Source organism: Streptomyces sp. NPDC127197 (assembly GCF_042672405.1).
GTDB lineage: Bacteria > Actinomycetota > Actinomycetes > Streptomycetales > Streptomycetaceae > Streptomyces > Streptomyces flavusporus.
Map to the genome: position 1 here is coordinate 1 of NZ_JBHXVG010000020.1, position 14,234 is coordinate 14,234.

Sequence of the window (14,234 nt, forward strand, 5' to 3'; positions counted from 1 at the left end):
CGACGTGCACCGGCGACCTACTGGCATGTCCCGGCCTGGGGGCAGCCCGGCTAGGAAGTCCGAGCGACCGTCCCCAAGAGGCAGGAAGACCGGTCTTTCTACCTCTCGACGATAGCCCTCTTGGCATCCGCGCGCCACTTATCGACCCGCTTGTGGGCTCCCTCACGAGTTCCTGCTCCGGCTGGGTGGTGACGGAGCCCGGTAGGTTCGTTTTATGTAGGTTTTCTACAGGCATTCTCAGTCGCATGACCAGGCGAGTGCGTCATGCGTTCCGAGCCGGTTGAGCCCATGTCGACTTGCGCATTTCTGGAGGCAGAGGGGTTTTCAGCCGAGGCGGGGGCAAGGATGCTGCCCGGATCCGCTCGGAGCGTGTCCATTCACTGCCCGCGTCTTCTTCTGTGGATCGGCAACGTTCCAGGGCGGCCGGTACGCAGCATCGAGGTCGGGTGCGTGCTGCGGCAGTCGGACGCCTCCTTGGCTCGCAGGGCTGAGTGCGAGTCTTGTTGAGGTTGTTGCCCGTGGGTCGGGTTCGCGGCGGTTTTGGGAGTGATTGGCGTTCCCGGTTCTTCGTCGCCGACATGCTGACACCCCTGCCCGATGTTCGGCTGCCGCGCTTACGGCTCGACATGAGATGGCTCCAACGGTGCTGCGCCCGGAAACTTAGGAGTTCCACAGGGCTTCTGCAAGGGGTTAGAGGAAGTCTCTTCCAAGCTCTCGGAGCTGCGTGCGGGAGTCGCGCCTGTGACGCCCTGTCGCTCGATGGCCCTGCGACTGCGAGTGTCAGCAGGCGGATTCACGCCATGGGAGCGTGCCCATCACTCCCGGCCTGCGGAAATCCATCAATGACCGCCCAGGGAAAGCGAGTTCTCCAGCTCACCGGTTTTCGTAAGGGTCAGAAGAAGCGGATGCACGACTCTTGACGTTCGGCAGGCCGAACGGATCTCATGGGCGCGCCGTTCGGTCTCGTTTGCTTCTGATTGAAGTTGTGTCCTCGTGGGCTGCACCCCAAGGGCCCGCTGCTCTGCCCCAGGAGTCGTCATGCAACTTTCTTCCTCCGGTCTTTCCTCTCCCGGCCCCGACCGCCGCGCGCTGTCGCGGGGGCTGGGCGCCCGCGATCCCCACGCTGATCGTCTACTTCGTGCTCCAGCGGCAGTTCGTCAGCGGCCTGACGCTCGGCGCCAACAAGGGCTGACTCAGCGGTTGTCAGAGGCCGGTCCGAGCCGTTGAGGACCGAACACACAAGTCTGCCGGAGGCAGGAGTTGTTCGCTGCGCGCTCCTGCCTCCGGTACCCAGCACCGATCCACCCATCCGCGAGTGGCGGACGACTACGCCGAGAGGCAGCGGCGGCGCGCGTGGCGCCGTCCGAACAAGTCCATGAGATGGACCGCTCGGCAGGCGAAGCCTTGCTGGCTCGACTCCTGGAGACAGCGAAGAAGGAGCCCGAGGCCGGGCTGATGAAGGACCTTCCGCAGTCTCTGCGACATTTGCGTGATCAGCCTGCCAACTCGGACACCGGCGTCTCCGCCACTTCACACCACGCGGGCACCACAGGCGAAGCCGACTCCAGCGGACTCACCTTGAGCCGACAGCTGCCACGGCTCGAACGAAGTCGACCCTCGGCCTCGGAGCCCGTCCGCGCCACTTCGATCGGCGGCCGGCACAAAGCCGTATGTACAGAGCCGCAAGCACAGAAGGGACACGACATGCTCAACTACCAGCGCACCCGACCCAGTCCTCACTCCACTGCACCCCCTCCCGCGGGTACCCGCTCCCTGCGCCGCGCGGCAGATGGTCTGCTGGCCGGGCTGATCACCGTGTCGATCAGTGCCGTGTCAGGGGCATCACCGGCCGCCGCCGAAGAGCCCACGCTGGACGCCGGCCAGTTCCAAGGCGTGAACTGGGCCAGGGTGGGGGACAACTTCACCTACGGCGCCGTTGTCCCCGAGGGGCTGAACGAATCCGACAGCTACGAGGCCGTCAAGGTCAAGGCCAACGCCATCCTCAGCGGGTTCCGGAGCACGCTCGGCGCCAACACCGTACGGCTGCCGATCAACAGCCACTCCGTCCCGGGCACGACGTGGGGCGACAGGTACGCCGGCGCCATCGATGCCGCGACAGCCAAGGGCTTCAAGGTCATCCTCTCCTACTGGGAAGGGGACGGCGAGGACAAGAACAACGACGGGAAGCCGGACGGGCCCGGCTGGAACGGCAAGGTCGTCGACGCGGATGCGTTCAAGTCGATGTGGAAGGCCGTGACGGACAAGTACGGGTCCAACGGCCTGGTCTACTTCGAGCCGTTCAACGAGCCCCATGGACACAGTGCCACCGAGTGGGCGGACATCGCCGCCAAGTGGATCGCCGACCACCCGTCGGTCCCCGGGAACCGGATCATCGTGAGCGGACCCGGCTACAACGACTACGTCACGAGCGTGTGCGCCGACTCCCGCCTCGACGGGACCTACCTCTCGCTGCACCACTACGCCTTCGGTAAGCCGGCGAGGACCTATGGCGAGTGGGTCACCGACTTCAAGAGCAAGGTCGGCACCTGTGCCAAGCGCACCATCCTGGACGAGTTCGGCGCACCGATGGGCGGCGCAGGGGCAGACGCCGGCAAGGACTACAACGACGCCAACAGCACCGACAACTTCGTGCGGTACCTGCGCGCCGACACCGACACCGTCCACGAACTCGGCATGGGCGCGGTCTACTGGCCGGCCATCGGCGGCAAGTACCAGGAGTACCCCGACCACGACTACTACTCGCTCTTCGACCTCGAGGGCAGCGGTGCCAACCTGACGCTGGGCATCCGCAACATCAGCGGTATCGACGCCGTCAAGCGTGCCTGGGGTGCCGACCCCGGCTCACACACGAGCATCCTGCGCAACGCCGACGGCAACGGCTGCCTCGACGTCCCCTATGTCAGCCACGACAACGTCCAGGTCCAGGTCTATGACCAGTGCTCGGGCGGCGCCAACCAGCAGTGGACCCTGACGCCCTCCGGACAGCTCACCGTCTATGGCGGCACGAAGTGCCTGGACGCCTACCGTGAAGGCACGAGCAACGCCACCGAGGTCGGCACCTACGACTGCAACGGGCAGAACAACCAGAAATGGATGTTCTACTCCGACGGCACGATCCGCTCAGTGAAGTCCGGTCTGTGCCTGGACAAGGACCTGGCCACCTCCAAGGTCCAGCTCTGGTCCTGCTGGGGCGGCGACAACCAGAAGTGGAAGACCAGCTAGCGGAAATCCCCACGGGGCACGCCCGTAGGCCGGTCGCGGACGCCGAGAGCCGCGACCGGCCTCCCTCGGGGCGCCCCTGAGCACCACCCTGATTCATTCGCCCACGGTGTGTCCTACGAATTGCCGCTGCGCTACAAGTCATCCCGGCACGCGGGGGAGTGCGAGCGAGCCGGTCGTATGGCCCCAGAGCAAGAACGTGTCGACGTCCCTCAAGGGCAGCCGGGAGCTGCCCTCCCCTCCCACCTTGATCAACCAGAAGATCATCCCACCGGGTCGGTCAAAGTGACAGAGCCCGTCCGGTGGGTCGGCGCGGTGATCTCCCTTTTAAGGATCTTGCCGCTGGGGCCCGTGGGCAGTGTGTCCACGAGCCACACCTGGCGCGGGTACTTGTACGCCGCCACGCGCTCCTTGACGAACTGCTGGAGCTCGTCGGGCGTGACCTGCGCCTTCGGGCGCAGCACCACCGCGGCCGCGATCTCCTCGCCCAGATGTGCGTCGGCCACGCCCACCACCGCGGCCAGCGCAACGGCCGGGTGCTCGTGGAGGACCTCCTCGATCTCGCGCGGGTAGACGTTGTAGCCGCCGCGGATGATCATGTCCTTCTTGCGGTCGACGATGTACAGGTAGCCGTCCTCGTCCTGGCGCGCGAGGTCGCCGCTGCGCAGCCAGCCGTCCGGGATGGTGGCCGCCGTCTCCTCGGGGCGGTTCCAGTAACCCTTCATCACGTTCGGCCCGCGGACGGCCAGTTCGCCGATCTCGCCCTGGGCCACGTCCTGGCCCTTGTCGTCGAGGAGCCGCACCTCCACGTCCTTGATCGGGGTGCCGATGGACCCGGCCTTGCGCGGCCGGTCGGGGTGGTTGAAGGTGACCACCGGACTCGTCTCGGACATGCCGAAGCCCTCCAGCACCACGCAGCCGAAGCGACGCTCGAAGCCGTGCAGGATCTCCACCGGCAGCGAGGCCCCGCCGGAGACGCACATGCGCAGCGTGGACACGTCCGCCTCCGACGGGTGCTGGAGCAGCGCCGCATACATGGTCGGCACACCCTCGAAGATCGTCGCCCGGTCGCGGGCGATGGCGTCCAGCACGGTCTGCGAGTCGAAGCGGGGGATCAGGGTGAGCGAGGCACCGGCGCGGACGGTCACGCTCATCGTGCAGATCTGGCCGAAGATGTGGAACAGCGGCAGACAGCCCACGACCACGTCCTCCGCCGTCATCTGCTGCACATGCACCGCGTTGACCTCGGTGTTGTGCCGCAGCCCGGTGTGGGTGAGCGTGGCGCCCTTGGGACGGCCGGTGGTGCCCGAGGTGTACAGCAGCACGGCCACGTCCTCACCGTCCGGCTCGCTCACCTCCGCCAGCGGCTCGTGACCGGCCAGCAGGCCCGCGAAGGCTGCGGGCTCGACGGCCATGTGCCGCACTCCGGCGGCGGCCGCGCCCTGCGCGCCCTCGCCCGGCGCCTGGTGCCACTCGAAGAGCAGCACCGCGCCGGAGTCGCGCAGGTGGTACTCGGTCTCCCGGGTCTTCAGCAGCGGGTTCATCGGTACGACGACCGCCCCGGCGCGCAGCACGCCGTAGTACAGGACGACGAACTCGGGAACGTTGGGCAGCATCAGAGCGACCCGGTCTCCCGGTCGTACGCCCTCGGCCCGCAGCAGCGCGGCGGCGCGGGCGCTGCGCTCGTCGAGCTCCGCGTAGCTGGTGACCTGGCCCCCCAGTCGCAGGGCGGGGCGTTCCGGCTGCCGCCGTGCCGTCTCCACCAGGAACTGAGCCAGATTGGCCATGACCGCCTCCACGAAAGTCGCCGTCGAAATCCGCCGTTCACGCTGACGACATCGTGCAGATGTCCGTGGCGACGGCCTATGTGCGGTACGACAGCGTCTGGCCTCCCGGATTGTTCCCGAGAACAAAACAGGGGCGTTACGCTGCGGGAATGAACCTCTCAGGGGTGGTCTCGGCGCTGCATGCGAGGCTGCCGGAACTGGGCGAGCGGATGGCGCAGCGCATCCGCTCGGACGTCGACGCCTACAAGGACGAGGCGCTGATCCCCTTCGACTCGCTGCGCCGCTCGTGCACCGCCAACGCGGACCTGCTCCTGGACCAGCTCGGCCGCGCGGGCGCACAGGACCCGAGCCCGGCCCGGGAGACCGGCCGCCTGCGCGCCGAGCAGGGTGTGCCGCTGGCGGACACCCTGCACGCGTACCGGATCGGCTTCGAGCTCCTGTGGACGGACATCCTCGCCGAGGCACGCACCCATCCCGAGGTCACCGACGCCCAGTTGGTCTCCCAGTCGGCGGAGATCTGGGCCCTGTTCGGCCGCTACGCGGAGGCGGTGGCGGCGGCCTACCGGGAGACCACCGCCGAACTGACCTTGCGGCGTCAGGCCCGCCGCTCGGCCCTGGTGGAGGCGCTGTTCACCGGCGTCATCGCCGACCGCACGCTGTGGGAGGCCGCCCGCGAGCTGGGACTGCCCGACCGCGGGCCCTACGTGGTCGCAGCGGCTGCCGCCGACGCCCCCGGCGAGGAGCCGCTGGCGGGGACGGAAGCGGCGCTGCGTCAGGCCCAGGTCCGCTTCGCCTGGCGGCTGCTGCCCGACCAGCAGATCGGTCTGGCCGCCCTGCCCACCGCGACCGCGGAGGGCACCTGCCTGCGCATCCTGCGCCGCGCGGGCGCCCGCGTAGGCGTCAGCCCGTGCTTCCACTCGCTGCGGGACACCCCACAGGCTCTGCGCTTCGCCCGTCTTGCTCTGGCCGGCCTCCCCGGCACCGGCCCCGGCGTCGCGCGGTTCGACGACGACCCGCTGGCGATGGTGGTTGCCGCCGCCCCGGCCGAGGCGGCGCACCTGGTGGAGGTGGTCCTCCAGCCCCTGCTCGATCTCCCGGCCGCCGAGCGTGCCCGGCTCCTGGAGACCATGGAGCACTGGTTCGCCGCCGCCGGCTCCGCCATGGACGCGGCGCGCAGCCTGTTCGTCCACCCCAACACCGTCCGCTACCGGCTGCGGCGCGTCGAGGAGCTCACGGCCCGCTCGCTGTCCGATCCACGGGCGGCGGCGGACATCCGCGTCGCGCTCCTGGCGGCACGCCGGGCGAGCGCGTCGTTCAGTGACGTCATTCAGTAACTCGGCTGTGTACTGCTGCCGCACACGGCGTGTCGTGATGCTCAGTGCCTCGGGCCGCGCCAGCGTTGGTACACCTTGCGACCTGCGCTGTACCAAAGTGCCAACTATCTCTCTGATTCCGTACCTTCAGTCGCTACACCTGGTTGGCATCAGCACAGGGCATGAACGTTGCCTGGTGCCAACTAGCGATCCTGGTCACACTGCTGCGATCACGATCTTCAGTTGGCACAAAACAGGGGTACTTGGCGCCAAGATCACCATCAGTCCGCAGTGGTGGCGGCATCATTCGACGCATGAGGCGCGGGCCAGGTGTGCCCGGCCAGGACGAGACTCTGCGACCAGAGCAGTCCGCCGACGATCTTTGACAGCGATCACCGCCATCATTTCCTGGCCGTCCTCGCCGGGGCGCTTCTGATCCAGCATCCCGTGCCCTTGACGCGGGCGCCTGTCCCGGCTGTGCGAGGAAGGGCGGCTGACCGGCATCTTCCCTGGTCGGCCGTCTTTCGCCGTAACCCTTTTCGGGGGGCGCAGCAGGCCGGCCCTTGCCTCCTCGTCCGACGCCTGATCCGCAGCTGTTGGGGAGACCGGGAGTCACCGCGCAGGCCGGGCCCGGCCTCGAATCGGCAGAGCAGCGGCCTTGACAGGAGGTCGCAAGTCGGGCTTCCTTAGACGCGTTGCGTATAACGATACTGTTGTGCAATTCGCAACTGATCTGGTCTCCGGTGGCGGCTCCCCGTACGGCGGGCCGCGATGCCCGGCGATGGAATGGCTCTGATTCCCCTACACCGCGGAGTAGCGCTTCAGATGACTCGCAAGGCACCTGCTGAGGATCCCGGCGACGCCCGTCTGCGGGTCGGCCCCCCGAAGGAGTACGCCGCCGGCATCCCAGCGGTCACCTCCTCGCTCCGGCACGCCGGCGAGCAGATGGGGGCCCGCCGCAGCATGCTCACTCTTCTCCAGGTCAACCAGAAAGAGGGCTTCGACTGCCCCGGTTGCGCCTGGCCCGAGCCGGAACACCGGCACCGAGCGGAGTTCTGCGAGAACGGGGCCAAGGCCGTGGCCGAGGAGGCCACCCTCCGCCGGGTCACCCCGGATTTCTTCGCCGAGCACACCCTCGAGGATCTCTTGCCCCACACCGACTACTGGCTCGGGCAGCAGGGACGCCTCACCCACCCCATGTACCGCCCGGCCGACAGCAACCGCTACCGACCGATCTCCTGGGACGACGCGTTCGCCGTGATCGCCCGCGAACTCGCCGCACTCGATCACCCGGACCAGGCCGCCTTCTACACCTCCGGACGGGCGAGCAACGAGGCCGCGTTCGTCTATCAGCTCTTCGTCCGGATGCTCGGCACCAACAACCTGCCGGACTGCTCCAACATGTGCCACGAGTCCAGCGGTTCGGCCCTGACGGAGACCATCGGCATCGGCAAGGGCAGCGTCAGCCTGGACGACCTCTACGAGGCCGACCTCATCCTCGTCGTCGGCCAGAACCCCGGCACCAACCACCCCCGCATGCTCTCCGCACTGGAACAGGCCAAGCGTCGGGGCGCTCGCGTCATCGCGGTCAATCCCCTCCCCGAGGCCGGGCTGCTCCGGTTCAAGAACCCCCAGCGGCCCTCCGGCATCGTCGGTGGCGGTACGCGGTTGGCGGACCAGTTCCTGCAGATCAGGCTGGGCGGAGACCAGGCGTTGTTCCAGGCCTTCAACCGCATGCTGCTGGAGGCGGAGGACGAAGCACCCGGCACCTGCCTGGACACGTCTTTCATCGACCAGTACACGCATGGCTTCCAGGAGTTCGCCGAGCACGCCCGCAAGGCGTCGTGGGACGACATCCTGAAAGCCACGGGCCTGTCCGAGGAAGAGATCCGGGCCGCGTTCCGCCAGGTGCTGGCCGCCGAGAAGATCGTCGTCTGCTGGGCGATGGGACTCACCCAGCACCGCCACTCGGTACCCACCATCCGAGACGTCGTCAACTTTCTTCTGCTGCGCGGCAACGTCGGCCGCCCGGGCGCCGGCCTCTGCCCGGTACGCGGCCATTCCAACGTGCAGGGCGACCGGACGATGGGCATCTACGAGAAGCCGGACGACGCGTTCCTGGACAGGCTTGGCGCCGAGTTCGACTTCACACCCCCGCGGCACCACGGGCACGACGCGGTCGACAGCATCCGCGCCATGCGCGACGGTGACGTACGGGTCTTCGTCGCGCTGGGCGGCAACTTCGTCGCCGCGGCCCCCGACACCGAACTGACCGAGCAGGCGTTGCGCAGGTGCCGCCTCACCGTGCAGATCTCGACCAAGCTCAATCGATCACATGTCATCGCCGGGGAGCAGGCACTCATCCTCCCGTGTCTCGGCCGAACCGAGGCCGACCTGCGGCCGACCGGCCCCCAACCGGTCACGGTGGAGGACTCCATGGGCATGGTGCACCTCTCGCAGGGGCGGCTGGCCCCCGCGTCCGAGCACCTGCTGAGCGAGGTCGCGATCATCTGTCGGATGGCACGGGCCGCCCTTGGGGAAGCAGGCCCGCAGGTGCCGTGGGACGACTTCGAGTCGGATTACGACCGCATCCGCGACCGCATCGAACGCGTGATCCCCGGCTTCGAGGACTTCAACGCCCGGGTACGGCAGCCGGGCGGCTTCGCCCTGCCCCACCCGCCCCGCGACGAGCGCCGGTTCACCACCGCCACCGGCCTGGCCAACTTCACCGTCAACCTGCTGGAGAGCCCCCACGTCCCGCCGGGCCGGCTGCTGCTGCAGACGCTCCGCTCCCACGATCAGTACAACACCACCATCTACGGCCTGGACGACCGCTACCGCGGCATCCACCAGGGCCGCCGGGTCCTCTTCCTGCACCCCGACGACCTCACCGAGCGAGGTCTGGCCGATGGGGACCTCGTCGACATCGTCAGTGAGTACGGGGACGGCGTGGAGCGGAGGGCGCCGGCCTTCCGGGCGGTGCCGTACCCGACGCCCCGCGGATGCTGCGCCGCTTACTTCCCCGAGACCAACGTCCTGGTACCCCTGGACTCCACCGCAGCCATCAGCAACACCCCCACGTCGAAGTCGATCGTCGTTCGGTTGGAACCGGTCTTCGCCGGAGCGGACGCGAGTGCTTGACTTCGATGAGCAGAGCCGAGCACCGCCTCGCCCCTCTGGCCCGCTTCGGCGGCCTCGTCGCCACCGACCTCCGGGACGTGACCAGTGATCCCGCTGCCCCGGACTCCACCGGTTTCTGGGCCGTGGTCGCCGACTTCGAGGGACGTCTTCCCGCGCACGGTGTGGAGATCGCCACGCCCTCGCCCGAGCTCTTCCTCCGCCGCGACGGCCGTACGGTGAAGTCCGGCCCCATCAAGGGCACCGGCCGGACCGCCGTGGACCTCCTCGAAAAGGACCACGTCGAGAACGTCATGATCGTGGACCTGGTCCGCAACGACCTGGGACGCGTCTGCGCCACCGGCTCCGTGACCGTCCCCGAGGTGTGCGCGGTCGAGGAACACTCCGGCTTGGTGCACCTGGTGTCCACGAGGCGTGGCGAGCTTGCCGAAGGCGCCGGATGGCCGGAGCTGCTGGCCGGAACCTTCCCACCCGCGTCGGTCACGGGCGCCCCCCAAGTCCAGCGCGCTGCGGATCATCGCGGCGCTGGAGACCGCGCCCCGCGGCCCGTACTGCGGTGGCATCGGCCGGGTCGACGCCGACCGCGGCACGGGTGAACTCGCGGTCGGCATCCGCACGTTCTGGATCGACCGCACCGCTCCCGGAGGCCCGTTACTGCGCTTCGGGACGGGGGCCGGAATCACCTGGGACTCCCATGCCGAGCGCGAGTGGGCCGAGACGGAGCTGAAGGCGCGCCGACTGCTCGGGGTGGCGTCGGCTGCGTACCAGCTGACCGGTTGATCGCGGTCGGGCAACTCTCCTCGACGTGCCCCTTGACAGCCTCTCTGAGGCGTCAGATTGTTGTTGCTCATAGTGAATAGTCGTGCATTATTCGCAACGGTATCCGGGTGGTAGCCGCTCCACCTCCCCTTCCCTCGCCGATCTCCCACCCGATCCGGTGTGTCCATGGGGCACGGCGGAATCACCGACGAATTCCCCTCTTGCTCGGTCGCGCATCCGTCGTCCGCGACAGAGAGTGCACCGCCGTCTGCGGAAAGGACGAGCTGATGAACAAAACCCGCGAAAGGAACGGGAGCCGAAGCCATCCCGTCGGGGCGGATCTGCCGGGAAGCCCGCCGGCATCCGTCGGTCCCCGGACCGACCTTGTCGTCTTCGGCGTCGCCGCGGTCCTCACCCTCGCCTTCGTCGTGTGGGGAGCCACGGCGACCGACACGCTGGAGAGCGTGTCCGGGAAGCTGCTGGACGGGACCATCCGAAACGGCGGCTGGGCATTCGTCCTCGCCGCTTCGGGCTTCGTCGTCTTCGCCCTCTGGCTGGCGATGAGCCGTTACGGGCGGATCACCCTGGGCGGGGAGGGCGAGCAGCCCGAGTTCCGCACCGTCTCCTGGATCGCCATGATGTTCAGCGCGGGCATGGGCATCGGCCTGATGTTCTACGGCGTGAGCGAACCGCTGTCCCACTTCACCACGCCACCGCCGGGCACCGACCCGGCCGACGCCGCCCAGGCCATGGAGACCGCCATGGCCACCACCCTCTTCCACTGGACGCTCCACCCGTGGGCGATGTATGCGGTCGTCGGCCTTGCCATCGCCTACAGCACCTTCCGGCGCGGACGCCGACAGCTGATCAGCGCCGTGTTCACCCCGCTGATCGGCGAGAAGCGGGCGAACGGCTGGGGCGGCAGGGTCATCGACATCCTCGCCATTTTCGCCACCCTCTTCGGCTCTGCGGCCTCTCTGGGGCTCGGCGCCCTGCAGATCGGCAGCGGCATCACCGGACTGGGATGGATGGGATCTGTCGGTACCGGCCTGCTGGTCGCCGTGATCGCGGTGCTGACCGCGGCGTTCGTCGCCTCGGCGGTGTCCGGGATCGCCAAGGGCATCCAGTGGCTGTCCAACATCAACATGGTGCTGGCGGTGACGCTGGCGGTCTTCGTGTTCGTCGTCGGGCCGACCATCTTCATCCTTGACCTGCTGCCCACCTCCATCGGCGCCTTCCTCGGCGACCTGACCCAGATGGCAGGACGTACCGAGGCATCGAGCGGTGAGGGAGTCGCCGACTGGCTGGCCGGCTGGACGGTCTTCTACTGGGCCTGGTGGATCTCCTGGACGCCGTTCGTCGGCATGTTCATCGCGCGCATCAGCCGCGGCCGGACCATCCGGCAGTTCGTGGGCGGGGTCATCCTGGTACCCAGCACCGTCAGCCTGCTGTGGTTCGCGATCCTCGGCGGCTCAGCGATGCATCTGCAGGACGAAGGCCGCCTCAGCGACGCCGCGACAGCCCAGGGCCAGCTCTTCGACGTGCTCCAGCAGTACCCGATCGCCACGGTGACGAGCATTGTGGTGATGATCCTCGTCGGGATCTTCTTCGTGTCCGGCGCCGACGCCGCCTCGATCGTGATGGGGACGCTCTCGCAGCGCGGATCCCTGGAGCCGACCCGGGCCATGGTGGTGTTCTGGGGTGTGCTGACCGGTGCGGTCGCGGCGATCATGCTGCTCATCGGAGGCGGCAAGGGCGACGCGCTCACCGGACTGCAGAACCTCACCATTCTCGTGGCGGCCCCCTTCACCGTGGTGATGGTCGGGCTGTGTGTCGCCCTCACCCGCGACCTGCGGCACGACCCGCTCATCATCCGTGGGCGGGAATGCAAGGAAGCCATCGAAACGGCCGTCATCGCCGGCCATGAGAAGTACGACGGCGACTTCGAGCTCCGCATCGGACCCGCCACGTCCACCAACGGCACGGAGCCCAAGGAGCCCGAGCAGCCCAGGGAGTCCACATCCTCCTCCGCCCGCTGAGGCCGGAGGAATCCATGCCCGGGGGTCGTGGAACCACGACCCCGCCGGGCGTTCGCGCTGCTGCGCCGCGATCCTGGCCGACTGAGGGAACCCCGTCGAGCTCCTTGACCCCCGGTCGGCACTCCACGATGCTTTGTTGCGGTACATGAGATATGTGCCGCAATGAGCAACATCTGATTCAAGTCTCGACCAGCCGAGGAGTGGCCATGACGCACCAGGTCCGTGCTGTCGTCGCGCGGGGCAAGGGAGCCCCCGTCAGCCTGGAAACGATCATCGTGCCCGACCCGGGTCCGGGTGAGGCGCTGGTGAAGATCGAGGCCTGCGGGGTCTGCCACACCGATCTGCACTATCGCGAGGGCGGCATCAACGACGACTTCCCGTTCCTGCTGGGCCACGAGGCCGCGGGTGTCGTGGAGTCGGTGGGGGAGGGGGTCACCGACGTCGCCCCCGGAGACTTCGTCATCCTCAACTGGCGTGCGGTGTGCGGCCAGTGCCGGGCCTGTCTGCGCGGACGGCCGTGGTACTGCTTCAACACCCACAACGCGAAGCAGAAGATGACCTTGACCGACGGCACCGAGCTCTCGCCGGCACTGGGCATCGGTGCGTTCGCGGAGAAGACGCTGGTCGCGGCCGGGCAGTGCACGAAGGTCGACCAGACCGCGTCGGCGGCCGCCGCCGGTCTGCTGGGGTGTGGCGTGATGGCCGGTATCGGCGCGGCCATCAACACCGGGAACGTCGGACGGGGCGACTCGGTCGCCGTCATCGGCTGCGGCGGTGTCGGGGCCGCGGCGATCGCCGGGTCGAACCTGGCGGGCGCGGCGAAGGTCATCGCGGTGGACATCGACGACCGCAAGCTGGAGACGGCCAAGAAGCTAGGCGCGACCCACACCGTCAACTCCAAGGACGCCGACGCGGTCGAGGCGATCCGCGAACTGACCGGCGGCTTCGGCGCCGACGTCGTCATCGAGGCGGTCGGCCGCCCGGAGACGTACAAGCAGGCGTTCTACGCCCGCGACCTCGCCGGCACGGTCGTCCTGGTCGGTGTGCCGACCCCGGAGATGAAGCTGGAACTGCCGCTGCTGGACGTCTTCGGACGCGGCGGCGCGCTGAAGTCCTCCTGGTACGGCGACTGCCTGCCGAGCAGGGACTTCCCGATGCTCATCGACCTGTATCTGCAGGGCCGCCTGGACCTGGACGCCTTCGTCACCGAGACCATCGCGCTGGACGAGGTCGAGAAGGCCTTCGAGCGGATGCACCACGGTGACGTGCTGCGCTCGGTGGTGGTCCTCTGATGACCGCCCGCATCGAACGCCTCGTCACCTCGGGGACGTTCTCCCTGGACGGCGGCACCTGGGACGTCGACAACAACGTGTGGATCGTCGGCGACGACACCGAGGCGATCGTCATCGACGCCGCGCATGACGCCGACGCGATCGCCCAGGCCGTCGGCGGGCGCACCGTGCGGGCCATCGTGTGCACGCATGCACACAACGACCACATCGACGCCGCGCCCGAACTCGCGGCGCGCACGGGTGCCCCGATCCTCCTCCACCCGGACGACCTGCCGCTGTGGAAGCAGACCCACCCCGACAAGGCGCCGGACGCCGAACTGGCCGACGGCCAGACCCTTGCGGTGGCCGGCATCGAGCTGACCGTGCTGCACACGCCCGGCCACGCCCCCGGCGCGGTCTGCCTGCATGCGCCGGCCCTGACGGCCCTCTTCAGTGGCGACACGCTGTTCGCCGGTGGGCCGGGGGCGACAGGAAGGTCGTACAGCCACTTCCCGACCATCATCGACTCGATCCGGGACCGGCTGCTGACGCTGCCGGGCGACACCGTCGTGCGCACCGGACACGGGGAGACGACGACCGTCGCCGCCGAGGCTCCGCACCTCCAGGAGTGGATCGACCGCGGTTTCTGACGCCCACCGGCGACCCTCACGCGCCCGCCCTCGGCTC

7 protein-coding genes and 2 pseudogenes are annotated in these 14,234 nt (G+C 68.5%); 8 read left to right on the forward strand and 1 reads right to left on the reverse strand.

The features are described 5' to 3' along the window. Nucleotides 1-1,096 precede the first annotated feature (1,096 nt). Nucleotides 1,097-1,192: pseudogene (locus tag ACFVJQ_RS27460) on the forward strand (carbohydrate ABC transporter permease); the annotation flags it as partial. Nucleotides 1,193-1,704: 512 nt separating this feature from the next. Further along, entirely contained in the window at nt 1,705-3,243 is a 1,539-nt protein-coding gene (locus tag ACFVJQ_RS27465) for a ricin-type beta-trefoil lectin domain protein (protein WP_385516284.1), read from the forward strand. A 260-nt stretch (nt 3,244-3,503) separates the two neighbouring features. Here ACFVJQ_RS27465 and ACFVJQ_RS27470 read toward each other — a convergent pair whose 3' ends face one another. Further along, nucleotides 3,504-5,027, reverse strand: coding sequence for a long-chain fatty acid--CoA ligase (locus ACFVJQ_RS27470; protein WP_385787868.1), 1,524 nt, complete (start codon nt 5,025-5,027; stop codon nt 3,504-3,506). Nucleotides 5,028-5,191: 164 nt separating this feature from the next. Here ACFVJQ_RS27470 and ACFVJQ_RS27475 point away from each other — a divergent pair, with 164 nt between their 5' ends. From ACFVJQ_RS27475 to ACFVJQ_RS27500, 6 genes and pseudogenes are all read left to right on the forward strand, one after another. After that, the gene (locus ACFVJQ_RS27475; RefSeq protein WP_385516310.1) at nt 5,192-6,361 is read left to right on the forward strand and encodes a PucR family transcriptional regulator; all 1,170 of its coding nucleotides are present in this window, start codon (nt 5,192-5,194) and stop codon (nt 6,359-6,361) included. Nucleotides 6,362-7,165: 804 nt separating this feature from the next. Then, nucleotides 7,166-9,481, forward strand: a complete 2,316-nt coding sequence (locus ACFVJQ_RS27480; protein WP_385787871.1) for an FdhF/YdeP family oxidoreductase — start codon at nt 7,166-7,168, stop codon at nt 9,479-9,481. A gap of 5 nt (nt 9,482-9,486) precedes the next feature. Continuing rightward, nucleotides 9,487-10,258: pseudogene (locus ACFVJQ_RS27485) on the forward strand (chorismate-binding protein). Nucleotides 10,259-10,524: 266 nt separating this feature from the next. Further along, complete coding sequence (locus ACFVJQ_RS27490; RefSeq protein ID WP_385787874.1) at nt 10,525-12,276, forward strand: BCCT family transporter; 1,752 nt, start codon at nt 10,525-10,527, stop codon at nt 12,274-12,276. A 206-nt stretch (nt 12,277-12,482) separates the two neighbouring features. After that, nucleotides 12,483-13,568, forward strand: coding sequence for an S-(hydroxymethyl)mycothiol dehydrogenase (locus ACFVJQ_RS27495; protein ID WP_385516288.1), 1,086 nt, complete (start codon nt 12,483-12,485; stop codon nt 13,566-13,568). Further along, nucleotides 13,568-14,197 (forward strand): MBL fold metallo-hydrolase, encoded by a 630-nt coding sequence (locus ACFVJQ_RS27500; protein ID WP_385516289.1) that lies wholly within the window; start codon nt 13,568-13,570, stop codon nt 14,195-14,197. Before ACFVJQ_RS27495 ends, ACFVJQ_RS27500 begins: the two co-directional genes overlap by 1 nt. Nucleotides 14,198-14,234: the final 37 nt, after the last annotated feature.